Raw genomic sequence first — 23,539 nt, 5'->3', positions numbered from 1 at the left:
GACCCTGATCGGCGAGCTGGTGGCCGAGAGCCGCGACGGCGATCATATCCTCATCATGAGCAACGGCGGGTTTGGCGGCATTCACGACAAGCTGCTGGCGCGTCTGCAACAGCGGCAACCGGCATGAAGCGCATCACGCTTGCCCTGACCGGCGCCTCCGGGGCTCCCTATGCGCTGCGACTGCTCCAGTGCCTGGTGCAGGCGGACTATCAGGTGTTCGTGCTGGCCTCCTCGGCGGCCCGGGTGGTGCTCAAGACGGAGCAGGGCATCGACTGGCCCGCCTCCCCCAAGGCGCTCTCCGAGCAGCTCTGCCGCGAGTTTGGCGCCAAAGAGGGGCAGATCGTCGCCTGCGGCAAGGAGGAGTGGTTCTCCCCCGTGGCCTCCGGCTCGGCGGCCCCGAAGCAGATGGTGGTCTGCCCCTGCTCCATGGGGACCGTCTCCGCCATCGCCCATGGCGCCTCCGACAGCCTGCTGGAGCGGGCGGCGGACGTGGTGATCAAGGAGCGGGGCCAGTTGATCCTGGTGCCTCGCGAGACCCCCTTCTCGGCGATCCATCTGGAGAACATGCTGAGCCTGGCCCGTCTCGGGGTGACCATCATGCCTGCCGCGCCGGGTTTTTATCATGAGCCGAAGAGTATCGAGGATCTGGTGGACTTCATGGTGGCCCGCATCCTGGATCATCTGGGGATCGATCATGGACTCACCGCCCGCTGGGGGTATGCGGGCCCGCAAGCCTGAGGGCGGGTGAAGGAGAGTGCGAACAAAAACGGCGCCCAGGGCGCCGTTTGTCGTAGTGAGGGGGGTCAGGCCTGGATGGGGGCCGTCACGTACTTGAACAGAAACTCGGCCACCTCGTCGCGCGCCGGGCGCTGGGGGGAGTTGATCATCTGCATCATGACGTAGCCAAAACCGGTCAGGGAGCGGGCCAGATCCTGGGCGCTCAGCACGCTCTGGATTTCACCCTGGTCCATGGCGGACTGCAGTGCCGGAGTGATGCGCTCCAGCGCCTTGTCCAGCAGCATGGCATAGCGGGGCCACACCTCTTCCCGTACCGAGGAGCTCCACTCCAGCCAGATGTTGGCGTGATCCGGCTTGTCATAGGCCGCATCGACGAACAGCTGAACATGGCTGTGAATGCGTTCCCGGACCGGGCGGTTGCCCGCATAAGCCTGTTCCAGCATCTGGTGCACGAACTGCTCTATCTCGGTGAGCACCTCATCCACGAGTTCTTCACGGGTATTGAAGTAGTTGAAAACGGTTGCAACTGACACCTTGGCTTGTTCTGCTATCTCGGCATGGCCTGCCCGGCCGATGCCGCGACGAGAGAATACCTCGATGGCACATTCCATGAGTTGAGTGCGACGGGCCTCCGGTGAAAGCCGGGTTCTCCGTCTTATTTCTGCGCGTGGTTCCATGATTTTTTCATCTAATAGTTATTGATTATGGTGTTTATAGTATGGTCACCGATAATGCCCGGGGGCGTGCTAACTCTAACAATTTAAATAAGCCGATAAAAGCATCACGTATGCCTGACGACCCCTGGCTAGGGTGGTAGAATCAACGGTTTTGATATCAATGAAGGGGCGGCCTCTGCTGACCCCAATGGAGTATGTGATGAAACACAACGTCGAGGTGATGATTTCCGAGGCCGAGGTGGCCGCCCGGATTGCCAAGCTGGGTGAAGAGATCACCGCCCGTTATCAGGGCTCGGATGAGGTGGTGATGATTGGCCTCTTGCGCGGCTCCTGTGTCTTCCTGGCGGATCTCTGCCGCCAGTGCCAGCTGCCCATCACCCTGGACTTCATGACCGCATCCAGTTACGGCTCCGGCATGCACAGCACCCGGGATGTGCGCATCCTCAAAGACCTGGATGACGACATCAAGGGCAAGGACGTGGTGATCGTCGAGGACATCATCGACACCGGTTATACCCTCAACAAGGTGCGCGAGATCCTCTCCCTGCGCGAACCCAAATCCCTGGCCATCTGCACCCTGCTGGACAAACCGTCCCGCCGCGAGGTACACGTGCCGGTGGACTGGATCGGCTTCTCCATTCCCGACGAATTCGTGGTAGGCTGCGGCATCGATTACGCCCAGAAGTATCGAAACCTGCCCTTCATCGGCAAGGTGGTACCGCAGGAGTAATGTCGCTACATTGCTCATGCCTGCAGGCGGCCTAGGCCGCCTTTTCTGTCTCATAGATTCGAGATGGCACTTCGCCATCAGGGGATGTCATGAACGCACTGGAAATCAGCGGACTGAGAAAGACCTATCAGGGGGGCGTCGAAGCCCTTAAAGGCATAGATCTCACCGTCAAGCAGGGGGACTTCTTCGCCCTGCTCGGCCCGAACGGGGCGGGCAAGTCCACCACCATCGGCGTGATCAGCTCCCTGGTCAACAAGAGCGCCGGCAAGGTCAAGGTGTTTGGCCACGACATCGACACCGACCTGGAGCTGGCCAAGGCCCAGCTCGGCCTGGTGCCCCAGGAGTTCAACTTCAGCCAGTTCGAGAAGGTGAGCCAGATAGTCACTCACCAGGCGGGTTTTTACGGGGTGCCGAGGGCCGAGGCCAAGGTGCGCGCCGAGAAGTACCTGCGCCAGCTCGATCTGTGGGACAAGCGCGACATGGCGGCCCGTACCCTCTCCGGCGGCATGAAGCGCCGCCTGATGATAGCCCGCGCCCTGATGCACGAACCCAAGCTGCTGATCCTGGACGAACCGACCGCCGGGGTGGACATCGAGATCCGCCGCTCCATGTGGAGCTTCCTCAAGGATCTCAACGAGCAGGGGGTCACCATCATTCTCACCACCCATTACCTGGAAGAGGCGGAGATGCTGTGTCGCAACATCGGCATCATCGACAAGGGGCGCCTCATCGAGCACACCAGCATGAAGAACCTGCTGGGCAAGCTGGGGCGCGAGACCTTCCTGCTGGATCTGGTGCCCGGCAGTCAGGTGCCGAGCCTGCCCGAGTTCAACGGCCGCATGCTGGATGAGCACACCCTGGAGGTGGAGCTGGAGAAGAGCCAGTCCCTCAACAGCCTGTTCGAGCAGCTCTCCACCCAGGGGGTGAAGGTGCTGAGCATGCGCAACAAGGCAAACCGGCTGGAAGAGCTGTTCGTCAACCTGGTAGAGGAGGGACGCAAAGCATGAATCCCATGACCTATTACATCGCCTTCAAGAGTATCCTGGCCAAGGAAGTGAGCCGCTTCACCCGGATCTGGATCCAGACCCTGGTGCCGCCAGCCATCACCATGAGCCTCTATTTCGTCATCTTCGGCAACCTCATCGGCTCGCGCATCGGCGAGATGGGGGGCTTCAGCTACATGGAGTTCATCGTGCCCGGCCTCATCATGATGTCGGTCATCACCAACTCCTACTCCAACGTCGCCTCCTCCTTCTACAGTGCCAAGTTCCAGCGCAACGTGGAGGAGCTGCTGGTAGCCCCCGTGCCCAACTACATCATCATCGCCGGCTACGTGGGCGGCGGGGTGGCCCGGGGTCTGTGTGTCGGCCTCATCGTCACCCTGGTGTCGCTCTTCTTCGTGCCGCTCCAGGTGCATCACCTGTTCAGCGTCTGCCTGACGGTGCTGCTCACCTCCATCCTGTTCTCCCTGGGGGGGCTGATCAACGCCGTGTTCGCGAAGTCGTTCGATGACATCAGCATCATACCGACCTTCATTCTGACGCCGTTGACCTACCTGGGCGGGGTCTTCTACTCCATCACCCTGCTGCCGCCGTTCTGGCAGGCCGTCTCCCAGGTGAACCCCATCATCTACATGGTGAACGCGTTCCGCTACGGCTTCCTCGGCATCTCCGACGTGCCGCTCGGCACCGCCTACCTCATCATCATCGGCTTCATCGTCGCCCTCTACGGTCTGGCCTGGTGGCTGATCTCCCGCGGTACCGGGCTGCGCCACTGAGTGACAACCAATGAAAAAGGCGCCTTCGGGCGCCTTTTTTCTTTGTCTGGTGCAGAGCCTCAAAGGGCAGGGGCGTCATAGTCCGCCGGTTCGTCGCTGTAGACGCAGACGTTCCACTTGGCCGCCAGGCCGTCCTCGGCCAGGCAATATCGCTCGAAGAAGGCCTTGATCTCGGCGCGCTGGCAGTGGGCCTCGAAACTGGCCATGTCCTGCCAGATCTCGTTGAAGACGATGGGGAAGCTCTCCCCCTCGGCAAAGGGGCTCTGGATATGGCGGGTGACTCTGTATTGTAGGCAGCCATCTTCGCGCAAGGTGTTGGGTTCCAGCCCCTGGAGCACGGCGAACAGGGCCTGTTCCTGGCCGGGCTTGGGCAGGAACTGGGCGATGCAATAGACCTTCTTGGACACGGTATTCTCCTGATCAGGGGTGAGTGAGGGGAGCGACGCAGTTGTCGATGAGGCGGGCCTTGCCGAGGAAGGCCGCCATCAGGATCACCAGGCGCTGGCTGGCGGCGCTGGCCGCTTCGAGGGTGTCGGCATCGACGATGTCGATGGCGTCCGTCCTGAACCCGGCTCCGTCGAGACGGGCGCTGGCGGTGGCGACCAGGGCGGCCAGATCCCGGTTGCCCCCGGCGATCTGCCCGGCTATCCAGTGCATGGTGCGCGCCAGTTCGGGGGCGATGGCCCGCTCCTCGGCGGTCAGATAGCCGTTGCGCGAAGAGAGGGCCAGCCCGTCCTCGGCCCGCACCGTCGGCACCCCGACGATCGCGATGGGCATGGCCATGTCGGCCACCATCTTGCGAATGAGGGCCAGCTGCTGGTAGTCCTTCTGGCCGAAGCAGGCCACATCCGGTTGCACCAGGTTGAACAGCTTGGTGACGACGGTACTGACCCCGCGAAAGTGACCCGGGCGCAGCGCCCCTTCCAGCAGGGAAGAGATGCCGGGTACCTCGACGAAGGTCTGGCTGGCGAGCCCCTCCGGATACATGATCTCCGGAGTCGGGGTAAAGACCAGGTCGACACCGGCGGCCTCGAGGGCGGCGCAGTCCTGCTCCAGGGTGCGCGGATAGTTGGCGAGATCTTCGGCCTTGTCGAACTGCATGGGGTTGACGAAGATGCTGACCACCACCTTCTCGCCGTGGCGGCGGGCCTCATCGACCAGGGTCAGATGGCCCTGATGCAGGTTGCCCATGGTGGGGACGAATGCGATGGCGCGCCCTTCGCGGCGCCACTGGCCGATCTGTTCACGCAAGGGGAGGGGGTTGTTCACGACCAACATCGGCGGTTCACCTTCAGAGGAGTCAAACAAGAGAGGGGTAAATCGGTCTGACGGACGATGGGAGACGGGGCGCCGGCCCCGTCTCGACACGGTCAGGCTCAGTTGAAGCAGTGTTCTGGGCCCGGGAAGGTACCCTCGCTCACCTGCTGGATGTAGAGCCGTACGGCGGCGTGCATGTCACCCGTCTCGGCCAGGAAGTTCTTGGTGAACTTGGGCACATAGCCGGAGGTGATGCCGAAGGCATCGTGCATCACCAGGATCTGGCCGTCGGTGGCCGGGCCTGCGCCTATGCCGATCACCGGAATGCGCAGCGCCTTGGTGATGCGCTCGGCCAGGGCGACCGGTACGCACTCGAGCACCAGCAGCTGGATGCCCGCTTCTTGCAGGCAGAGGGCCTGACGGTAGATCTCCTGGGCGTGGAACTCGTCACGGCCCTGCACCTTGAAACCGCCAAACACGTGGACGGATTGCGGGGTCAGCCCCAGGTGGCCACAGACAGGCACGCCGTTGCGGGTCAGATGGCGGATGCTCTCGCACAGCCAGTCGCCCCCTTCCATCTTCACCATGCGGGCGCCGGCGGCCATCAGGCGGGCGGCATTGCCATAGGTCTGCTCCGCCGTGGCGTAACTCATGAAGGGCAGATCGGCCACCACCAGCGCCTTGTCGGCGCCGCGGGCCACGCAGCGGGTGTGGTAGACCATGTCATCCATGGTGACGCCCAGGGTGTCGTTGCCCCCCTGCAATACCATGCCGAGAGAGTCGCCGATGAGCAGCACCTGGGCCCCCTCGTCGTCGAACAGCTTGGCGAAGGTGGCATCGTAGGCGGTGATGGCGGTGATTTTATGACCGTCCTGCTTCATCTTCAGCAGGCTGGCGGTGGTGATCTTGCTCACTTGAATGGCTCCTAGGGGTGGGCTGCCGGGGCTATGATGGCGAGATCATTGCGCGGGCAGCGGGCGACCAGGTCGTTGAGCGGGGTGCCGCAGGGCAGCACCAGAGCGGGCGCGATCTCGGCCAGGGGCAGCAGCACGAACTCCCGCTCCTTCATGCCGTAGTGGGGGACGGTCAGCCGCTCGCTCTGGATGCACTCGTCACCATAGAGCAGCAGATCCAGGTCCAGGCTTCTCGGCCCCCATCTCTCTTCCTTGCGCACACGTCCTTGTTCCAGCTCGATGCTTTGCAGTTGATCCAGCAGGGCCAGGGGGGCGAGTCGGGTCGTCAGGCGAACCACGGCGTTGACGTAGTCCGGCTGATCGGCCGGCCCCATGGGGCGGCTGCTGTAAAAGGAGGAGGCCTGTTGCACTGCGCTCTCTGGCAGGGCCGCCAGTGCGCTGACGGCGCGGCGAGCCTGGCCGAGGGGGTCGGCCAGGTTGGAGCCGATGGCAACATAGACCTCGGTCATCATTCTGCCGCTCTGGGCTTGCGACGACGGGGGCGGCGACGGTTGCGGCCATTGCCGCTGCGCTTCTCGCCCTGGGGTTTGTCCGCGCTCTGGCGATCGCTGCCGCGGGTCGCTTCCCGTTGCAGCTGGGGGCGCACGTCCGGGTTGGACTCCAGATAGCGTTCCCACCAGCTGGCCAGCTCGCCCAGGCCCCGTTCGACCCGGTTGCGCAGCAACAGGAAGTCGAAGGCGGCGCGGAACTTGGGATGTTCCATGGCGCGCTCAGGGTGACGGCCCTGACGACGAGTCAAGCGGCTCTGCAGGGCCCAGATGTCGCGCACGTCCGTGGTGAAGCGGCGCGGCACAGCGATGATCCGTACCTGGGCGTCGAGCACCTCGTTGATGGCCAGCATGAAGGCGTCATGCCAGGGCAGGCCGCTCTCGTTCTCCAGCACCCGGGCCCGGGCCTCGACACAGCCCCACAGCAGGGCGGCGTAGAGGAAGGCGGGGGTGACCCGCTTCTCTTCGCGTACCCGGGTGTCGGTATCGGTCAGGGCGTGTTCGATGAACTGCTCGAATGGCGAGTTGCCGTGGGGGGTAAACAGGGCGGCAACCTGGGGGAAGAGTTGCTGGAACAGACCGTATTCCCGCAGCAGCTTGTAGGTGGCCAGGCCGTCGCCGGCCAGGAACAGCTTGAGGGTCTCCTCGAACAGGCGGGCCGCCGGAATGTCTTGCAGCAGCGGTGCCAGCTCCCTGATGGGGGCGGCAGTGCGCGGGCTGATGTGCATGTCCAGCTTGGCGGCGAAGCGCACGGCGCGCAGCATGCGTACCGGATCTTCGCGATAGCGGGTCTCGGGGTCGCCGATCAGCTCCAGTTTGCGCTCGGCCAGATCCTCTATGCCCCCCTCGAAATCGTGCAGGGTGAAATCCTTGGCGCTGTAGTAGAGGGCATTGACGGTGAAGTCGCGGCGCTCGGCATCCTCTTCGATGGTGCCGTAGACGTTGTCCCGCAGCAGCATGCCCTCATCGCTCTGGGCCGAGATATGGCGGCTGTTGTTGACCTGGTGATGGTGACCACGGAAGGTGGCGACCTCGATCACGTCGCGGCCGAATACAATATGGGCCAGGCGGAAGCGGCGACCGATGAGACGGCAGTTGCTGAACAGCGCCTTGATCTGCTCCGGGGTGGCGTTGGTGGCGATGTCAAAATCCTTCGGCGTCCTGCCGAGCAGAATGTCCCGGACTCCTCCGCCAACCAGATAGGCGTCATAGCCGCCCTTGTTGAGGCGATAGAGGACCTTGAGGGCATTCTCACTGATCTCTTTGCGCGAGATGGGGTGCTGGTCACGGCTCAGCGTGCGTCTTGGTCCGACGCTCGGCTGGGCGGCAGTCTGGACAGGCTCTTGAGTCGCGATAGACTCTTCGCCCTCTTCCTTGCCGAGCACCTTGCGGCAAAAGTTTGCGATCTGGGAAAAAATGGTACACCTCTTCATGACTTCAGATTGACGGAAGGCCGACTTGAAAACAGCGGCCTATCCTGGTTCAGCTGGATGGGTGGCCGAAAAATAGCGGCCTATCATAGCTCAGCCTTGACCAAATGAAAAACCGCGCGGTCCGGGGTCAGGTTCCCGGTGCCGGTTGTGGCGTTTTCGGCACCCGACTCAGCCGCCAGTGGGCGATGGCCCAGGCGATGATCTCATGGACCGGGCAGGCGGCCAGCGTCTCGGGCGGCTGCTGGCCGAGAAAGCGCAAGGCCTGGATCAGGGTGGGTCTCACCTCGTCCAGGCACAGGGCCGGGGCATGGTTCTGCTTGGACAGCTTGTTGCCATCCCCCAGTACCGCCAGCGGCAGATGCACCCAGGCGGGCACCTCGGCCCCGAGCGCCTGGTAAAGCGCGATCTGGCGCACCGTGGGCTCGAGCAGATCGGCGCCGCGCACTATTTCTGTGATGCCCGCATCCATGTCATCCACCACCACCGCCAGGTTGTAGGCATAGAGCCCGTCCCGGCGACGGATGATGAAGTCCTCCTCTGCCAGGGCGGGGGCCACCTGGATGGCGCCGAGCAGGCCATCCTGGAAGCCGTAGACGGGGTGGCGCTGGCGGATGCGGGCGGCGCAGCCCTGGGGGGCCAGTCCCAGCTCGCGGCAATGGCCATTGTAGAGGCCGCCCCTGGCCGCTATCTCGCGCCGGGTGCAGCGACACCAGTAGAGATCCCCGTCCCGATAGAGGCGCGCGATGATCTCGTCGTAGCGGTCATGGCGCCGGCTCTGGTACACCACCTCGCCATCCCACTCCAGGCCGTAGGCCTCCAGGGCCTGCAGGATCAGGCTGGCCGCCCCGGCCATCTCCCGCGGCGGATCCAGATCTTCGATGCGCACCAGCCAGCGTCCCCCACGGGACCGTGCCTGCAGGAAGCTGCCCAGCGCCGCGACCAGGGAGCCAAAATGGAGCGGACCGGACGGGGAGGGGGCGAAACGTCCCACATAGGGGGCACAGATGGCTGGATTCAGGGGCATGACGACAGAGACGAGGTAAGCATGGAGGCGCCATTCTCGCGCCGGGGTGGTAAAAGCTCAATAAAAAAGGGAGCAGTGTGCCCCCTTTTCTATTCCGACCGGGCCAGGGCCCGGATGGTGCAAACGGTGGATCAACCCGCCATCTGTTTCTCTTTGATCTCGGCCAGCGTCTTGCAGTCCACGCACAGATCGGCGGTAGGACGTGCCTCGAGGCGGCGGATGCCGATCTCGATGCCGCAGTGTTCGCAATAACCGAAGTCGTCATCGTCCAGCAGCAGCAAGGTCTTCTCGATCTTCTTGATCAGCTTGCGCTCACGATCGCGGGTGCGCAGTTCGAGGGCAAATTCCTCTTCCTGTGCGGCGCGGTCCACGGGATCCGGGAAGTTGGCAGCCTCATCCTTCATGTGATCGACGGTGCGGTCCACTTCCTGCATCAATTGATTGCGCCAGGCACCCAGGATCTTGCGGAAATGAGCCTTCTGTTGGTCATTCATGTACTCCTCACCCGGCTTCTCCTGGTAAGGTGCGACTCCCGCAATGGCCAGGGGGCCCAGAGATTTCCTGATTTCGCCTGTTGGCATGCCCTGTCTCCTAATTCAGCACGCAATCGTGCCATCCATAAATTGAGGGCGGTATCTATAGCAGAAGGGTAACGGCTAGGCAAACGAGCAGTGCCAAATATGTTATCCAATCCCACTTTTATCAGCCACACTCGGGTCGCACAAAACAGATTCAAACGGAATAAATCCATCAGGTTCCATGCGCTGCACCCCAAGATGGGGGCGGTAGCATAAAATTTCAACCCCTGCCAACCGAGCCTGCTCAACAAGCTGACTATAGTGCGGATCTATCCAGGTTGCCGGGCGAACCCGAATGATACCCGTGTGCAGCACCATGAACAGCAGCACGGCCCTGTGGCCCGCCGCCTTCATTGCCATCAGCTCGCGCAGGTGCTTGGCGCCCCGTGCCGTCACCGCATCGGGGAAGTAGCCAAGGCCGGCCCCCTCCCGCTCGTCGAGCAGGGTCACCGACTTCACCTCTATATAACAATCCGCCCGGCCCTGGCCCTGCAGCAGGAAGTCGATGCGGCTGTTCTCCTCGCCATACTTCACTTCGGCCCTGAGGGTGTCATAGCCAGCGAGGGGGGCGAGGGCGTCTCGCTCGAGCAGTTCCCGGGTCAGCGTGTTGGCCCGGGCCGTGTTGACGCAGATGAGGTGACCGGCCGGGCTCTGGGCTATCTCCCAGCTGTGGGGCAGCTTGCGCTTGGGGTTGTTCGAGGTGGAGTACCAGACCCGTGTGCCCGGATCGGCGCACCCTGTCATGGCACCTGTGTTGGCGCAGTGAATGGTGAGCTCCTGGCCATCATCGAGCAGTATGTCGGTGAGGAAGCGCTTGTACCGGCGCAGCAGCAGGCCGGATTGCAGGGGGGGATCAAATTCCATCTGTGTTCTTTGCTCGTGGTCGCAGGGGCCAGCAGGCCAGGGGCTCATAGCTGACCCCATCCGGGGTAGAGGTGGATTGATAGAGGCAGAACCGGGTGGCCTGCAAGAGAAAGTCGGGAGCCGGGGTGGCGGGGGCCTCCCCCGCCTTGCGCGACAGGGTGACATGGGGGGTATAGCCCTGTTCGCCATTGCCAAGGCCGATGCGCTCGCCGTGGCGGCGCAGTGCCCTCGCCAGCACGGTCAGCTCGTTGGGCCACTGTCGTGGGCCAACCCAGGCCGCCTTGGCCCGGGGAAACCAGCCGGTGCGATCCAGGGCGATGGTCAGGGGCGGGCAGTGCTGGCGCGCCCCCGCCGCGAGCAGCTGCTCGCGCTGCTGCTCGCTGGCTTCGCCGAGGAAGGCCAGGGTCAGGTGCAGGTTGGCCTGGGGCACCCCCTGGCCTGGCCAGGGGAGCCGATCGCGCCAGGTGACGAGGGGCAAGCTGATCTCGTCGAGGGGCAGGGCAAAAAAGAGTCGGGACATGCATTTGGGTTCACGCTGATGCCAGGGCCCCATTCTATGGCAGAATAGGCGGCGTTTTTAAGCCAGTTACAGAAGGTTTTCGCCGCTTTGTCCCCATTACCCATAGTTGCCGTGTTGCCCGAACTGTTTGCCGCCCTGGAGGCGGGGACCAGCGTGATCCTGCAGGCGCCCCCCGGTGCGGGCAAGTCGACCCTGCTGCCCCTGGAGCTGGTGCGCCAGCAGCGGCTGCCCGGGCGCATCATCATGCTCGAGCCCAGACGCCTCGCGGCGCGCAATATCGCCAGCTTCCTGGCGCGCCAGCTCGGGGAGAAGGTGGGGGAGCGCATCGGCCTGCGGGTGCGAGGGGAGAGCCGGACCAGTACGGCCACCCGGCTCGAGATAGTGACCGAGGGGGTGCTGACCCGGATGTTGCAGCAAGACCCCGAGCTGACCGGCGTGTCCCTGGTGATCTTCGATGAATTCCACGAGCGCAGCCTGCATGCCGACACCGCCCTGGCCTTCGCCATCGAGAGCCAGCAGGGGCTGAGGGAGGACCTCAGGCTGCTGGTGATGTCCGCCACCCTGGAGGGCATGGCCCTCGAGGCGCTGTTGCCGGACGCCCCCGTCATTCGTGCCGAGGGGCGCAGCTTTCCCATCGAGTACCATTACCGTCCCGCCAATCGCCAGCAATGGCTGGAGCCCCAGGTGGGCGCCGTGGTGTTGGAGGCGCTGGCGGCCCGGCCGGGCAGCGCCCTGGTGTTTCTGCCGGGGCAGGGGGAGATAGAGCGGCTCGCCCAGTGGCTGGAGGGGAGGCTGCCGGACGACGTGCGCCTCGCTCCCCTCTATGGTCGGCTCGACATGGCGGCACAGCAGGCCGCCATCGCCCCGGCGCCGGCCGGTCAGCGCAAGCTGGTGCTCACCACCAATGTGGCGGAGACCTCCCTCACCATAGAGGGGATCGGCATGGTCATCGACAGCGGGCTGGAGCGGCGCGCCAGCTTCGACCTGAGAAGCGGTGTCACCCGGCTGGAGACCCGCCAGATCGCCAAGGCATCTGCCACCCAGCGGGCGGGCCGGGCCGGTCGCCTCGGCCCCGGCGTCTGCTACCGGCTGTGGAGCGCCGAGGTGCAGGAGCGCCTTCCCGAGCAGAGTCCCCCCGATATCCTGACCCAGGAGCTGACCGGTCTGCTGCTGGATGCCGCCCAGTGGGGCGCCAGGGTGGAGAGCCTGCCGCTGCTGGATCAGCCCCCGGCAGCGGCCCTGGCCAGCGCCCGGCGGCTGCTGGTGACCCTGGGGGCCATGGCGCCGGGGAGCGAGCAACAGCTGACCCCTGGCGGCAGGGCCATGGCGGCCCTGGGAACCCATCCTCGTCTGGCTCGCCTGTTGCTGCGGGCCCGGGAGCTGGAGGCCGAGGGTCTGACAGGGATTGTCGCCGATGCCGCTTATCTGGTGGCACTGCTGGAAGAGGATCTGCGAGGATCCGAGCGCCTCGGCGTGCTGTTTCATCGCCGTCAGGGCGCCCTGCGCCAGGGGGCGGCCCGCTGGTTCGAGCGCCTCGGGCTCAGGGCTGGCGCCGCGCAGCCCGGTCCCCAGGGGCAGTGGCTCGGCCTGCTGTGCGCCCTCGCCTGGCCGGACCGGATAGGCAAGCTGCGCAGCGGCCACCGCTATCAACTCAGTGGTGGGGTGAGCTGCGATCTGGTAGAAGGTCATCCCTGTCAGGGCGCCCAGGCGTTGGTCGCCGTCGAGATGGGGCAAAATGATCGCGGCAGCCGCATCTTCATCGCCGAGCCCGTGATGCTGGACGAGCTGGTGCGCCAGCTGCCCGAGCTGGTGAGCGAACGCCAGTGGTTCGACTGGGACGAACGGGAGGAGCGGGTGCGGGCCGAGCGCCAGCAGGTGATCGGCGAACTGGTGCTGGGCCAGCGGCCCCTGGAGGACCTCTCCGACGAGCAGAAGGGGCGCTGTCTGCTGCAGGGGATCCGCCGCAAGGGGTTGCACGTGCTGCCCTGGGACGAGGGCAGCGAGGGGCTGCTGGCCCGGTTGCGCTGCGCGGCCGACTGGCTGGCGGACGAGGGCTGGCCCGCCATGGACGACGAGAGCCTGCTGGCGCGCCTTGAGGAGTGGTTGCTGCCGGCCCTGAGCGGCATGACCCGGCTGGAGCAGCTCAAGAGGCTGAACCTCTCCGAGCTGTTGCGCCAGTCCCTGCCCTGGCCCCTGCCCAGACGCCTGGACGAGGCGCTGCCGAGCCACTTCACCGCCCCCACCGGCAGCCGGGTGCGGATCCGTTATCAGCCGGGCCAGGCCCCGGTGATCCCGGTGCGGATCCAGGAGATGTTCGGTCAGGCCAGCACCCCCTGCGTGGCCGATGGCCGGGTGGCCCTGGTGGTGGAGCTGCTCTCCCCGGCCCAGCGGCCGTTGCAGATCACCGCCGATCTCGGCGCCTTCTGGGCGGGCTCCTACGAGCAGGTGAAGAAAGAGATGAAGGGGCGCTATCCGCGCCACTACTGGCCTGACAACCCGCTTGAGGCCATGCCGACCCGGGTCACCAAGAAGAAGATGGGGCTCTAGTCAGGGCACTGGGAGCATCAGGACGGCCCTGCGGGGGGCGAGGAACAAGAAGATGGGCCGCCGCAGTGAGCTGTGTCCATTTCACCGCCGGGACAAGCTCCCGGCGAGCGACAACAGCACAAGAGGTGAGCCCGGCATCCAGGCCGGCTCAGGCACGGTCGGCGACATGGCCGACCGTTTACTCCGTCGGCAACGGCGACATAACGACATAGAGAAGAGGAACCATGGCAACCCAACGACGCAAGCGCACCCCCAAGAAGGCGGCGCCCAAACGCACCCTCTGGCGCACGCTGTTCTGGCTTGGCTTCAAGCTATCCCTGGTGGTTGCCGCCTTCCTGGTGGTCTTTGGCATCTATCTGGATACCAAGGTGCGCGAGCGCTTCGACGGCGAGAAGTGGCAGCTGCCGGTCATGGTCTACAGCCGCCCGCTGGAGCTCTATCCGGGGCAGCGACTGTCGCGGGATCAGATGCTGCGCGAGCTCAAGATGCTGAGCTACAAGCCGGTGCGCCAGCCCCATACCCCGGGCGAATACCGGGTGGAAGGCAATACCATAGAGCTGGTGCGCCGGCCGTTCGACTTCTATGACGGCGCCGACAAGGCGCGCGCCATGCGGCTCTCCTTCAACGGGCCCCGGCTGGACAAGATCCAGTCCATGGAGAACCAGCGTCAGCTGGGGTACGCCCAGATGGACCCCGTGCTGCTGGACAGACTCAATCCCGAAGGGCGGGAGGATCGCCTGCTGGTGCGTCTGGCCGAGGTGCCCGACAGTCTGCTCGTCACCCTGCTCACCACGGAAGACAGAGACTTCTATCAGCACGGGGGGGTGAGCCCTGTGGCCATCATGCGCGCCATGGCGGCCAACCTGCTGGCGGGACGCACGGTGCAGGGGGGCAGTACCCTGACTCAGCAGCTGGCCAAGAACTTCTTCCTGACCCGGGAGCGCAGCCTGTGGCGCAAGCTGCAGGAGGCCTACATGGCGGTGCTGATTGACTACCGCTACAGCAAGGACGAGATCCTGGAGGCCTATCTCAACGAGGTCTATCTGGGGCAGAACTTCTCGCAAGGGGTCTACGGCTTCGGGCTGGCCTCCTACTTCTACTTCGGCGTGCCGGTCAACGAGCTGGACATCGATCAGGTCGCCCTGTTGGTGGGGCTGGTGAAGGGGCCCTCCTATTACGATCCCTGGCGCTATCCGGAGCGGGCCAAGGCGCGCCGGGATCTGGTGCTCAAACTGCTGGCGGATCATGGCAGCCTGACCCAGCCCGAGTACCAGCTTGCCAGCAAACAGCCCCTTGGCATCATCACCCGTGGCAAGATGAGCTATGGCCGCACCCCGGCCTTCATGAACCTGCTCAAGCGCGAGGTGCAGAGTCGCTTCGGCGGGGACCTGCTCAGCCAGTCCGGCCTCAAGATCTTCACCAGCCTGGATCCCATCGCCCAGCACGCCGCCGAGCAGGCGGTGGAGTCGGGGCTGGCCACCATAGAGAAACAGCGGGGCAAGAAGAAGCTGGAGGCGGCCATGGTGGTCTCCGACTGGCGCAAGGGGGAGGTGGTCGCCCTGGTGGGGGGACGGGATCCCCGCTACGCCGGCTTCAACCGTGCCCTGGATGCCCGTCGCCAGATAGGCTCCCTGGTCAAGCCGGCCGTCTATCTCACCGGCCTCTCCAGCGGCCTGACCCTGGGCACGCCGCTCAAAGATCAGCCTATCCGCATTCGCGGCAAGGATGGCCAGCTGTGGACGCCCCAGAACTATGATCGCAAGTTCCGCCAGAGCGTCCCCCTGATGGAGGCGCTGGCCCACTCCCTCAACGTGCCCACGGTCAACCTGGGCTTGCAGGTGGGACTGGACAAGGTGGTCGATACCCTGCACAAGCTGGGGGTCGAACAGGAGATCCAGCCCTATCCTTCTCTGGTGCTGGGGGCGGTGGCGCTCTCGCCCATGGAGGTGAACCAGATGTATCTGCCCATCGCCAACCAGGGCCTAACCCAGCCGCTGTCTGCCATTCGCGCCGTGGTGGGAGGGGATGGCAAGCTGGTGTATCAGCATGATCAGAGCGCCAAGCGGGTCGCGGATCAGGATGCCAGCTGGCTCACCCTGTTCGCCATGACCAAGACGGTGAGCGAGGGCACGGCGCGCTCCCTCACCGCCCGCTTCCCGGGCATCACCATGGCGGGCAAGACGGGTACCACCAACGAGCTGCGGGACTCCTGGTTCGCCGGCATGGACAACAGCGAGCTGGTCAGCATCTGGGTCGGTCGGGATGACAACACACCGGCGGGTCTGACCGGCTCCAGCGGTGCGCTCCAGCTGTTCAGCGGCTATCTGGGCCAGCGGGGGGTCAACAGCCTGACCCTCACCATGCCCAAGGGGGTGAGCTGGGCCAGCTTCGCCCGCTCCAGCGGCACCCGGGTCTCGGCTAACTGCCCCGGCAGCCTGCAGGTACCGGCCAGGCTGGCCAGCCTGCCGGCTCCCGCCAGTTGCGGTGGCAGCCCGGACAGCGCCCTGGATCAGTGGTTCAGCGGTTTCTTCAACTAACCTGTGATGGGCTGCGACGGCAGCCCATTTTTGTCGGAGTCTGCATGCGTTCACCTCTGCTTGGCGGTATCCACCATCTGGCCATCATCGCCAGCGACTATCAGGTCTCCCGGCGCTTCTATCACGAGGTGCTGGGGCTGCCCATCATCAACGAGACCCTGCGCGAGGCGCGTCAATCCTGGAAGCTGGATCTGGCCCTGCCAGATGGCAGCCAGATAGAGCTGTTCAGTTTTCCGTCCCCCCCGGCGCGACCGAACCGGCCGGAGGCATGCGGTCTGCGTCATCTGGCGTTCCGGGTGCCCGCCCTGGCGCCCGTACTGGCCCATCTCGAGTCCCATGGCATCGCGGTGGAACCGATCCGGGTCGATGAACTGACCGGTTGCCGCTTCACCTTCTTTGCCGATCCCGATGGCCTGCCCCTCGAGCTGGTGGAACAGCCCTGAGCGGTATATAAGGAGCATTGAGTGACATATGGCGCCCTGGATGGCAGCTGTGCCAGCAGGGGAGGCGGCCGCCAGATCGGCTCACTCAATCCCCATTCGAAACAAGGGATAGCCCCGGCAGGCAGATCCGGGCGTGACCCTGCCCAGGGTCGACACAGGATCAGGAGAAGCGGATGACAAGAGGGAGCTTGAGGCGCGGAGCCGTTCTGCTGGGGTGGCTGATGCTGAGCCTGCTGCCGGGTCCCGGGGCCTGGGCCGCCTCCGACTGGACGCTGGTGCGAGAGCAGGGCCCTGTCCGGCTCTGGGCCAGAGCCAATCCCCCCGGCCCCTTCCAGGCCCTCAGGCTGGAGATGCGGGTGGCGGCCAGGCCTGCCGCCCTGCTGGCGGTGCTGCGGGACACGGCCAATCACAGGCAGTGGCTGCCGGGCAGCCGGGAGGTGCGACTGCTCGCCAGACCGACTCCCCTGGAGGATCTGGTCTACACCCGCTTGGCGGCGCCCTGGCCTGCACAGGACAGGGAGCTCATCACCCGCTCCCGCCTCGAGTGGCTGCCCGGTTGCGGCCTGCGCCTGCGGGTCTGGGCCGACGCCGATGCGCTGCCTCCTACCCCGGGACTAGTGCGGATCCGCGCAAGCCAGGGGTTGTGGCAGGCGACGCCGCTCGGGGCGGGGGAGAGCCTGATTCGCCTCGAAACCTACACCCATCCCGGGGGCCAGCTGCCGGGGTGGCTGGTCAATCAGGTCGCCGCCACGTCCGCCTTCGAGAGTTTCGTGGCAATAAAGCGTTTGATGGAGGACGGCAAGACGACCGGCCTCATGGCAGCCCAGCTCTGTCCGTCCGGGCAGTGACGGTCTGATCCATGTTAAAAAGCGAGCCGGGATGAACCGGCTCGCTTTGGGCTTGGGCTCATCGGCAACAGTGGTCGTCGCGAAATGACCAGGGGTGAGTCGATGAGGCGAGGGACGGGCCCCCGACCACAAGTAATAGCAGAGCCGTTCGGATTCTTCCCCTCTATTCCTGCATGCAATGAGATCGCCCTGATATTCGGATTCTTCCACTTTATTTCTGCATGCAATGAGATCGCCCTGATATTCGGATTCTTCCCTTCTGTTCCTGCATGCAATGAGATCGCCCTGATATTCGGGTTCTTCCACTCTATTTCTGCATGCGATGAGATCGCCCTGATATTCGGATTCTTCCACTCTATTTCTGCATGCAATGAGATCGCCCTGATATTCGGGTTCTTCCCTTCTATTCCTGCATGCAATGAAACCGCCCTGATAACGGGCTCCTCCCCTGGTTTATGCTCGTGGGCGTCATGGCGCTACTTGTCTGGCGGTGCCGGGCGCTGGCTGGCCTGCACCAGGGCCGCCTCCGCCCGGGCGCCGAGGAAGACATAGAGGCCAAGGCCCACCAGCAGACCCACGGCGCAGGCCATCACCCCCACCGCGGGCCAGAGCAGCTCGGTCTGGCCGAGGGAGCCCTTGAACAACAGCAGCAGTCCCTCGATGGAGACGGCGATCAGGATGGCGGCGATGAAGCGGGTGATGGTGCGGCGGATGGCGCTGTGGCGAAAGATGTCCTTATGAAGCAGCACCTCCTCTTCCAGTATGGTCTTGCCCAGATCGAACACCGCCAGCGCCAGAGTCAGGAAGATGATGGCGCTGAAGGCCCCGAGCCGGTTGCGGCTCTCGCCACAGGCGAGCAGGTAGAGCTCGTGCAGGCCATGCCAGATCAGGCTGGCGACGATGAGAAACAGTGCCACGCTGAGCAGCACATAGACCAGCTTGAACCAGGGGGTGAGCCTGCGGCGTTGCTTGTCCCCCATCAGCCAGGCGATCAGCCCCTGCAGGTCGAGGGTGATGAGGCGCCCTTCCCCCTGCAGCTGAAGGTGCAGCTCGCCCTGGGCGGTGGGGTAGGGGGCCAGTATGGTGACGGGCCCTTCCTGGCGGGCCGTGGTCAGTACGAAGGGGTAGCGTGCCAGCGCCTTGTCCGGGTGCTGGAGCAGGCCGAGCATCAGCAGGTGCAGCTCGGGCTCGTACTCCTGATAGCGGCGAATGAGGTCAATGGGGCTCATATTGGCCATGGGTACCTCCAGAGGATTGCCGAGAAACAGTGTCTTGCACCGAGACTGCAAGTTACGGGCCCATATTGATGGTCCGAGATGACGCCTGTGTGGCGGTCGGGTGATGAGATCCTGTGGCAACTTGGGGCAAGGCGCAGGTTTGGCACCAGTTTGGTGCAAAGGGGCAGGGCTGAAGGGCCCGGGCGTTCGCCCGGTTTAGCGTTTAAAAGGGGCCGAACGGCCCCTTTTTAGACAGGGTTCGGCGCGGCTCAGGCCTGAGCCAGCCTGGCGAGGCAGCGATCCGCCGCCGCCAGGGTGTGGGCTATCTCCTGCTCGCCGTGGGCCAGGGAGAGGAAACCGGCCTCATAGGCGCTCGGTGCCAGGTAGACACCCTCTTCCAGCATGAGGTGATAGAAGCGCTTGAAGCGTGCCATGTCGCAGCGCTTGACCTGATCAAAGCGGCTGATCTCGGCCTCGTCGGTGAAGAAGAAGCCGAACATGCCCCCCACATGGGTGATGGCGAGGGGGATGCCGTGTTTGGCCGCTGCGGCCTTGAGCCCTTCGGCGACGGCGGCGGTCTTCTCGGCCAGTTGCTGGTGCAGGCCGGGGGCTTGCAGCAGATCCAGCATGGCGAGCCCGGCGGCCATGGCGACCGGGTTGCCGGAGAGGGTGCCGGCCTGATAGACGGGGCCGGTCGGCGCTATGTGCTGCATCACCTTCTTCTTGCCGCCGAAGGCGCCCACCGGCATGCCGGCGCCGATGATCTTGCCGAGGGTGGTCAGGTCGGGATCAACCCCGTAGTGGGCCTGGGCGCCGCCCAGGGCGACCCGGAATCCGGTCATCACTTCGTCGAGGATCAGCAGGGCGCCAAATTGATCGCAGATGGCACGCAGTCCTTGCAGGAAGCCGGGCAGGGGCGGAATGCAGTTCATGTTGCCCGCCACCGGCTCGACGATGATGCAGGCGATCTCGTCGCCATATTGCGCGAAGGCGTCCCGTACCGAGTCCAGATCGTTATAGACGCAGGTGAGAGTGTGTTTGGCGAAATCGGCGGGGACGCCCGGGCTGTTGGGCTGGCCCAGGGTGAGGGCGCCGGAGCCGGCCTTGACCAGCAGGGAGTCGGCATGACCGTGGTAGCAGCCTTCGAACTTCACTATCTTGTCGCGACCGGTATAGCCACGGGCCAGACGAATGGCGCTCATGGTCGCCTCCGTGCCCGAGTTGACCATGCGTACCTGCTCCATGGAAGGCACCAGCTCGCGAACCTTCTGGGCCATCCGCACTTCGATCTCGGTGGGGGCGCCGTAGCTGAGCCCCTTTTCGACCGCGGCAATGACGGCGGCCTTGATGGTCGGGTGATTGTGACCCAGCAGCATGGGGCCCCAGGAACCTATGTAATCGACATAGGCCTTGCCATCCACATCATAGAGATAGGCGCCGTCTGCGCGCTCGATGAAGAGGGGAGTGCCCCCCACGCCGTTGAAGGCGCGTACCGGTGAGTTGACGCCGCCGGGAATGGTCTGGCAGGCCTGTTCAAACAGCTGATCTGATTTTGACATGGATCATCCTTAATGGGATTTTGACCGTCACTGCAGGGGGCGAGGCGGATCCAGGCTCGGCAGTCGCGCCTCGACAGGGTATGCTCATGCTTCTCGCAACCCGGCGCACTCAGGTGCCCAGTGACATTTAAACGGGCCGACTATAGCAGAAAGCCCTCTGGTGGGCAGCAGGCCGGGTCTTATCCAACCGTAGGCAACGGGTTTTCTCATGGCGCAAGACAGTCTCTTCTCATCTGATCCGGTACCGGCCGGCTCCCATCCTCGACTGGTGCTTCGGCTCATTCAACAGGACAAGATGCCGCTCTGGGTGCTGCTGCTCGCCGCCATCGTCGGCATCCTGGCTGGCCTGGTATGCGGACTGTTTGAATCTGGCGTCAGCTGGGTGATCGCGCAGCGCGGTCTGCTGCTGGCGGATCGCCCCTGGTGGCAACTGCTGCTGATGGGGTTCGCCATCAGCGCCCTGCTCGGCATGGTGGGCTATTTTCTGACCCACACCTTCGCTCCCGAGGCCGGAGGATCCGGCATTCCGGAGATTGAGGGCGCCATGGAGGACCTGCGGCCGGTGCGATGGTGGCGGGTGCTGCCGGTCAAGTTCTTCGGGGGCATCTGCACCCTGAGCTCCGGCATGGTGCTCGGCCGTGAGGGACCCTCGGTCCAGATCGGCGGCAATGTCGGCAAGATGGTGGCCGATCTCTTCCGGCTGCCCAAGGAGCATGGTCATGCCCTGCTGGCAGCCGGGGCCGCCGGCGGGCTGGCGGCGGCTTTCAACGCGCCTTTGGCCGGCATATTGTTCGTGATGGAAGAGATGCGTCCCCAGTTTCGCTACTCCTTCCTTGCCATCAAGGCGGTCGCCATCTCGGCCGTGATGGCAACCCTGACCTTGCAGAACATGAAGGGGCAGCACCCTGTCATCGCCCTGCCTCACTATGATGCCCCGGCCCTCAAGGCTCTCTGGCTGTTTCTCTTCATGGGGGCGGCATTCGGGGTGCTGGGGTTTGTCTTCAACAAGCTGGTGCTGGCCTGTCAGGATGGCTATCTGGCCCTGCATCAGAACAAGCGCCACCGCTTCGTGGCCATCGGCATGCTGGTGGCGGGCACCTTTGGCGTGCTGTCGCTCTTCGTCCCTTCGGTGACGGGAGGGGGCACAGATCTGATCCCCCAGTTGATGGACGGCGGATATGCGATGGCCACCCTGTTCGTCATCTTTTCGGTGCGGCTGGTGGCGACCCTGGTCTGCTTCTGCTCGGGGGCGCCAGGCGGGGTGTTCGCACCGACCCTGGCGTTGGGGACCCTGTTCGGACTGGTCTTTGGCTATATCTTTCACGCCGCCTTCCCCGACCTTGGCATAGAGCCGGGGGCCTTCGCCATCGCCGGCATGGGAGCTCTGTTCGCGGCAACCGTGCGCGCCCCCGTGACCGGGATCGTGCTGGTCACCGAGATGACAGACAACTATCAGCTCATACTGCCCATGATGATCACCACCATAGGGGCCACCATAGTGGCGCAGTGGCTGGGGGGACGACCCCTGTATTCCCAGATCCTGGAGCGCACCCTGCGCATGGCCGAACGGCTGCGTCTCGCCGACACCAGCAAGGCGGGCTGATTGTTGCGGTCGATGCTCATATATAGTCAGAACAGGGGAGAGCCAGACGAGGTGATATGCCCATGACACAGAAGTGGCTACTGCTTGGGGCGCTTGTCCTGGGATTGCTGGGCGGATATCTGGTCGGCAATCGCCAGGAACTGGCCCAGAGCAGCCTGCTCGAGGTACAGCAGCAGACCCTGGCGCGCCAGACCGAGGCCATCGCCAGGCTCGAATCGGAACTCGGGATAAAGGACACCCGGCTCGCCACCCAGCAGGCGGCCTTCGAACAGCTGCAGCAACTGCTCAAATCCCAGGAGACACAAACCCAGGAGTTGAAACGCCAGCTGGCCTTCTTCGAGCGGATCATGCGTCCGCAAGGGGAGCAGAGCGGCGTGGTCATCGACAATCTGACGGTGCAAGAGAGCAACGTGGCCAACCGCTACCACTACCGCCTGGCACTGACCCAGCCATCCAAGCAGCGGGAGCTGTTTCGCGGCCAGGTCCAGATACGCATAGAAGGCAGCCAGGATGGTCAGCCCAGGAGTCTGGGGGAGCGGGATCTGCAGATGAAAGCGGGAGCAGGACGCTACTCTCTGCGTTACTTTCAGTTGCTGGAAGGGGATTGGCAGTTGCCGGAAGGATTTATCCCGGACCGGGTGCGGATCACCATAGGGAAAAACGGCCGTCAGCCCGAGCAGGAGCTGCTGGTAGAATGGAGCCAGGTGCTCAAACCCCTATTGGGCGCCCCGAGCGAGCAGACCCCGGCAGGGGCGACCACCACCCAGCCCGGCGAGGTTGGCTTGGTGAATACTTGAACTAAATGGTCGGGTATTGGATAATTTCGCGGTTTCCATGTTTGTGGATGTCATGGTTGTGAGGTCAGTAATGAGTGCAGTAGCAGAAGCCCCGTTGCCAATCCAGATGACGGATGCGGCGGCAAAGAAGGTGAAGACCCTGATCACCGAAGAGGAAAACCCCGAACTCAAGTTGCGGGTATATATCACGGGCGGTGGCTGCTCTGGCTTCCAATATGGTTTTACCTTCGATGAGAAAATCAATGAAGGCGACACCGTGGTGGAGAAGAACGGCGTCACCATGGTGATCGATCCCATGAGCCTGCAGTACCTGGTCGGCGGTAGCGTCGACTACAGCGAGGGCCTGGAGGGATCGCGTTTCCTGGTAACGAACCCCAATGCCACCACCACCTGTGGTTGTGGTTCCAGTTTCTCCATCTAACACACGCTGTCAGGTAAAAGGGCCCCCGGGGGCCCTTTTACACATCTGCATGGCACATGAACAGGATGCAGTTCAGGTCTCGACAGCCACCATCCTGACCTGGTTCAGGTCAGGGTACGTTGAAATTATGACCCTACTGAGCCTCTGTGCGGCGAATTCCACCAATGTTTGTTCAATGTTTAAACGAAATTGTGATTTATCAAAAAAACATGCAATTTATGCTTGTCATCACACTCCAGCCCCCTATAATGCGACCCCATCAGCACGGCGCAGTGCGCAGCTGGTCTGGCTTGCAAAGCAACCCAGTGAGGGGTATAGTTTCAGACCCTGCTCTTTAACAATTTGAATCAAGCAATCTGTGTGGGCACTCACAGCATCGAGCATCAAAATTAATTTTTGATTTTCAATGTCTGGTGAAGTGACCAAGACGATTTCTTAGCAATAAGAAGTCGAACAGTTTATTTCAGCAATTCATTGAGCCGCTGAACTACCTCGGTAGCGACGCAA

At 63.8% G+C, this 23,539-nt stretch carries 23 protein-coding genes; 11 read left to right on the top strand and 12 right to left on the bottom strand.

Going from position 1 to position 23,539, the window contains the following annotated elements:
• The first annotated feature begins 123 nt into the window (after window positions 1-123).
• Complete coding sequence (locus BN1119_RS04855; protein ID WP_041994793.1) at window positions 124-738, top strand: flavin prenyltransferase UbiX; 615 nt, start codon at window positions 124-126, stop codon at window positions 736-738.
• A 65-nt stretch (window positions 739-803) separates the two neighbouring features.
• On the opposite strand, the gene BN1119_RS04850 is transcribed toward BN1119_RS04855, so the two are convergent.
• The gene (locus tag BN1119_RS04850) at window positions 804-1,415 is read right to left on the bottom strand and encodes a TetR family transcriptional regulator (protein WP_041994790.1); all 612 of its coding nucleotides are present in this window, start codon (window positions 1,413-1,415) and stop codon (window positions 804-806) included.
• A gap of 199 nt (window positions 1,416-1,614) precedes the next feature.
• Here BN1119_RS04850 and hpt point away from each other — a divergent pair, with 199 nt between their 5' ends.
• From hpt to BN1119_RS04835, 3 genes are all read left to right on the top strand, one after another.
• Complete coding sequence (gene hpt / locus BN1119_RS04845) at window positions 1,615-2,145, top strand: hypoxanthine phosphoribosyltransferase (RefSeq protein WP_041994787.1); 531 nt, start codon at window positions 1,615-1,617, stop codon at window positions 2,143-2,145.
• Window positions 2,146-2,234: 89 nt separating this feature from the next.
• Window positions 2,235-3,152 carry an ABC transporter ATP-binding protein gene (locus BN1119_RS04840; protein ID WP_041994784.1) on the top strand — a complete coding sequence of 306 codons (918 nt, stop codon included), beginning with the start codon at window positions 2,235-2,237 and terminating at the stop codon, window positions 3,150-3,152.
• Window positions 3,149-3,922, top strand: a complete 774-nt coding sequence (locus tag BN1119_RS04835; RefSeq protein ID WP_041994781.1) for an ABC transporter permease — start codon at window positions 3,149-3,151, stop codon at window positions 3,920-3,922. The genes BN1119_RS04840 and BN1119_RS04835 overlap by 4 nt, the downstream gene beginning before the upstream one ends.
• Before the next feature lie 59 nt (window positions 3,923-3,981).
• Here the strand turns inward: BN1119_RS04835 and BN1119_RS04830 are convergent, their stop codons facing one another.
• The 9 genes from BN1119_RS04830 to thpR form a co-directional block, all read right to left on the bottom strand.
• On the bottom strand, window positions 3,982-4,329 hold the full coding sequence (locus BN1119_RS04830) for a putative quinol monooxygenase (protein ID WP_041994778.1): 348 nt from the start codon (window positions 4,327-4,329) through the stop codon (window positions 3,982-3,984).
• 13 nt (window positions 4,330-4,342) lie between these two features.
• Window positions 4,343-5,200, bottom strand: a complete 858-nt coding sequence (gene panC / locus BN1119_RS04825; protein ID WP_041994775.1) for a pantoate--beta-alanine ligase — start codon at window positions 5,198-5,200, stop codon at window positions 4,343-4,345.
• 98 nt (window positions 5,201-5,298) lie between these two features.
• Window positions 5,299-6,093: a 3-methyl-2-oxobutanoate hydroxymethyltransferase gene (gene panB, locus BN1119_RS04820; protein WP_041994772.1), complete on the bottom strand. Its 795-nt coding sequence runs from the start codon at window positions 6,091-6,093 to the stop codon at window positions 5,299-5,301.
• 11 nt (window positions 6,094-6,104) lie between these two features.
• Window positions 6,105-6,602, bottom strand: a complete 498-nt coding sequence (gene folK, locus BN1119_RS04815; RefSeq protein ID WP_041994796.1) for a 2-amino-4-hydroxy-6-hydroxymethyldihydropteridine diphosphokinase — start codon at window positions 6,600-6,602, stop codon at window positions 6,105-6,107.
• Window positions 6,602-8,074: a polynucleotide adenylyltransferase PcnB gene (gene pcnB, locus BN1119_RS04810; RefSeq protein WP_041994769.1), complete on the bottom strand. Its 1,473-nt coding sequence runs from the start codon at window positions 8,072-8,074 to the stop codon at window positions 6,602-6,604. Before pcnB ends, folK begins: the two co-directional genes overlap by 1 nt.
• Window positions 8,075-8,201: 127 nt before the next feature.
• The gene (gene gluQRS, locus BN1119_RS04805) at window positions 8,202-9,098 is read right to left on the bottom strand and encodes a tRNA glutamyl-Q(34) synthetase GluQRS (protein WP_041994766.1); all 897 of its coding nucleotides are present in this window, start codon (window positions 9,096-9,098) and stop codon (window positions 8,202-8,204) included.
• A gap of 131 nt (window positions 9,099-9,229) precedes the next feature.
• A complete protein-coding gene (dksA, locus tag BN1119_RS04800) occupies window positions 9,230-9,679 on the bottom strand; it encodes an RNA polymerase-binding protein DksA (protein ID WP_041994763.1) in 450 nt (149 codons plus the stop codon).
• Window positions 9,680-9,781: 102 nt separating this feature from the next.
• Window positions 9,782-10,540 carry a DNA/RNA nuclease SfsA gene (sfsA, locus tag BN1119_RS04795; RefSeq protein ID WP_041994760.1) on the bottom strand — a complete coding sequence of 253 codons (759 nt, stop codon included), beginning with the start codon at window positions 10,538-10,540 and terminating at the stop codon, window positions 9,782-9,784.
• A complete protein-coding gene (thpR, locus tag BN1119_RS04790; protein WP_041994757.1) occupies window positions 10,530-11,060 on the bottom strand; it encodes an RNA 2',3'-cyclic phosphodiesterase in 531 nt (176 codons plus the stop codon). Before thpR ends, sfsA begins: the two co-directional genes overlap by 11 nt.
• An 87-nt stretch (window positions 11,061-11,147) precedes the next feature.
• Here thpR and hrpB point away from each other — a divergent pair, with 87 nt between their 5' ends.
• From hrpB to BN1119_RS04770, 4 genes are all read left to right on the top strand, one after another.
• Window positions 11,148-13,607 (top strand): ATP-dependent helicase HrpB, encoded by a 2,460-nt coding sequence (gene hrpB / locus BN1119_RS04785; RefSeq protein ID WP_041994754.1) that lies wholly within the window; start codon window positions 11,148-11,150, stop codon window positions 13,605-13,607.
• A 224-nt stretch (window positions 13,608-13,831) separates the two neighbouring features.
• Window positions 13,832-16,144, top strand: a complete 2,313-nt coding sequence (mrcB, locus tag BN1119_RS04780) for a penicillin-binding protein 1B (RefSeq protein WP_041994751.1) — start codon at window positions 13,832-13,834, stop codon at window positions 16,142-16,144.
• 44 nt (window positions 16,145-16,188) lie between these two features.
• Complete coding sequence (gene gloA2 / locus BN1119_RS04775) at window positions 16,189-16,587, top strand: SMU1112c/YaeR family gloxylase I-like metalloprotein (protein WP_041994748.1); 399 nt, start codon at window positions 16,189-16,191, stop codon at window positions 16,585-16,587.
• A 173-nt stretch (window positions 16,588-16,760) separates the two neighbouring features.
• Window positions 16,761-17,435: an START domain-containing protein gene (locus BN1119_RS04770; RefSeq protein WP_041994745.1), complete on the top strand. Its 675-nt coding sequence runs from the start codon at window positions 16,761-16,763 to the stop codon at window positions 17,433-17,435.
• Window positions 17,436-17,911: 476 nt separating this feature from the next.
• Here BN1119_RS04770 and BN1119_RS04765 read toward each other — a convergent pair whose 3' ends face one another.
• Window positions 17,912-18,673 (bottom strand): hypothetical protein, encoded by a 762-nt coding sequence (locus BN1119_RS04765; RefSeq protein ID WP_041994742.1) that lies wholly within the window; start codon window positions 18,671-18,673, stop codon window positions 17,912-17,914.
• Window positions 18,674-18,921: 248 nt separating this feature from the next.
• The gene (gene hemL, locus BN1119_RS04760; protein ID WP_041994739.1) at window positions 18,922-20,211 is read right to left on the bottom strand and encodes a glutamate-1-semialdehyde 2,1-aminomutase; all 1,290 of its coding nucleotides are present in this window, start codon (window positions 20,209-20,211) and stop codon (window positions 18,922-18,924) included.
• A 208-nt stretch (window positions 20,212-20,419) separates the two neighbouring features.
• On the opposite strand from hemL, the gene clcA reads away from it, so the two are divergent.
• From clcA to erpA, 3 genes are all read left to right on the top strand, one after another.
• Window positions 20,420-21,814, top strand: coding sequence for a H(+)/Cl(-) exchange transporter ClcA (gene clcA, locus BN1119_RS04755; RefSeq protein ID WP_041994736.1), 1,395 nt, complete (start codon window positions 20,420-20,422; stop codon window positions 21,812-21,814).
• Between the two features lie 56 nt (window positions 21,815-21,870).
• Window positions 21,871-22,611 carry a DUF6776 family protein gene (locus BN1119_RS04750; protein WP_041994733.1) on the top strand — a complete coding sequence of 247 codons (741 nt, stop codon included), beginning with the start codon at window positions 21,871-21,873 and terminating at the stop codon, window positions 22,609-22,611.
• A 70-nt stretch (window positions 22,612-22,681) separates the two neighbouring features.
• A complete protein-coding gene (gene erpA / locus BN1119_RS04745) occupies window positions 22,682-23,032 on the top strand; it encodes an iron-sulfur cluster insertion protein ErpA (protein ID WP_041994731.1) in 351 nt (116 codons plus the stop codon).
• Window positions 23,033-23,539 lie beyond the last annotated feature (507 nt).

Origin of the sequence: Aeromonas bivalvium, assembly GCF_000819765.1 — a bacterium.
Lineage (GTDB): Bacteria > Pseudomonadota > Gammaproteobacteria > Enterobacterales > Aeromonadaceae > Aeromonas > Aeromonas bivalvium.
Note: the sequence above shows the minus strand (reverse complement) of the source record. Positions and strands in the feature narration are given on the sequence as shown.

What these genes read in the sequence shown, in the direction of transcription:
- thpR (WP_041994757.1), bottom strand. Translation starts at nt 11,060, where the DNA reads ATGTCCCGACTCTTTTTTGCCCTGCCCCTCGACGAGATCAGCTTGCCC.
- pcnB (WP_041994769.1), bottom strand. Translation starts at nt 8,074, where the DNA reads ATGAAGAGGTGTACCATTTTTTCCCAGATCGCAAACTTTTGCCGCAAG.
- sfsA (WP_041994760.1), bottom strand. Translation starts at nt 10,540, where the DNA reads ATGGAATTTGATCCCCCCCTGCAATCCGGCCTGCTGCTGCGCCGGTAC.
- folK (WP_041994796.1), bottom strand. Translation starts at nt 6,602, where the DNA reads ATGACCGAGGTCTATGTTGCCATCGGCTCCAACCTGGCCGACCCCCTC.
- BN1119_RS04840 (WP_041994784.1), top strand. Translation starts at nt 2,235, where the DNA reads ATGAACGCACTGGAAATCAGCGGACTGAGAAAGACCTATCAGGGGGGC.
- mrcB (WP_041994751.1), top strand. Translation starts at nt 13,832, where the DNA reads ATGGCAACCCAACGACGCAAGCGCACCCCCAAGAAGGCGGCGCCCAAA.
- BN1119_RS04835 (WP_041994781.1), top strand. Translation starts at nt 3,149, where the DNA reads ATGAATCCCATGACCTATTACATCGCCTTCAAGAGTATCCTGGCCAAG.
- erpA (WP_041994731.1), top strand. Translation starts at nt 22,682, where the DNA reads ATGAGTGCAGTAGCAGAAGCCCCGTTGCCAATCCAGATGACGGATGCG.
- BN1119_RS04770 (WP_041994745.1), top strand. Translation starts at nt 16,761, where the DNA reads ATGACAAGAGGGAGCTTGAGGCGCGGAGCCGTTCTGCTGGGGTGGCTG.
- gloA2 (WP_041994748.1), top strand. Translation starts at nt 16,189, where the DNA reads ATGCGTTCACCTCTGCTTGGCGGTATCCACCATCTGGCCATCATCGCC.
- hemL (WP_041994739.1), bottom strand. Translation starts at nt 20,211, where the DNA reads ATGTCAAAATCAGATCAGCTGTTTGAACAGGCCTGCCAGACCATTCCC.
- panC (WP_041994775.1), bottom strand. Translation starts at nt 5,200, where the DNA reads ATGTTGGTCGTGAACAACCCCCTCCCCTTGCGTGAACAGATCGGCCAG.
- hpt (WP_041994787.1), top strand. Translation starts at nt 1,615, where the DNA reads ATGAAACACAACGTCGAGGTGATGATTTCCGAGGCCGAGGTGGCCGCC.
- dksA (WP_041994763.1), bottom strand. Translation starts at nt 9,679, where the DNA reads ATGCCAACAGGCGAAATCAGGAAATCTCTGGGCCCCCTGGCCATTGCG.
- BN1119_RS04850 (WP_041994790.1), bottom strand. Translation starts at nt 1,415, where the DNA reads ATGGAACCACGCGCAGAAATAAGACGGAGAACCCGGCTTTCACCGGAG.
- clcA (WP_041994736.1), top strand. Translation starts at nt 20,420, where the DNA reads ATGGCGCAAGACAGTCTCTTCTCATCTGATCCGGTACCGGCCGGCTCC.
- gluQRS (WP_041994766.1), bottom strand. Translation starts at nt 9,098, where the DNA reads ATGCCCCTGAATCCAGCCATCTGTGCCCCCTATGTGGGACGTTTCGCC.
- BN1119_RS04750 (WP_041994733.1), top strand. Translation starts at nt 21,871, where the DNA reads ATGCCCATGACACAGAAGTGGCTACTGCTTGGGGCGCTTGTCCTGGGA.
- BN1119_RS04855 (WP_041994793.1), top strand. Translation starts at nt 124, where the DNA reads ATGAAGCGCATCACGCTTGCCCTGACCGGCGCCTCCGGGGCTCCCTAT.
- BN1119_RS04765 (WP_041994742.1), bottom strand. Translation starts at nt 18,673, where the DNA reads ATGGCCAATATGAGCCCCATTGACCTCATTCGCCGCTATCAGGAGTAC.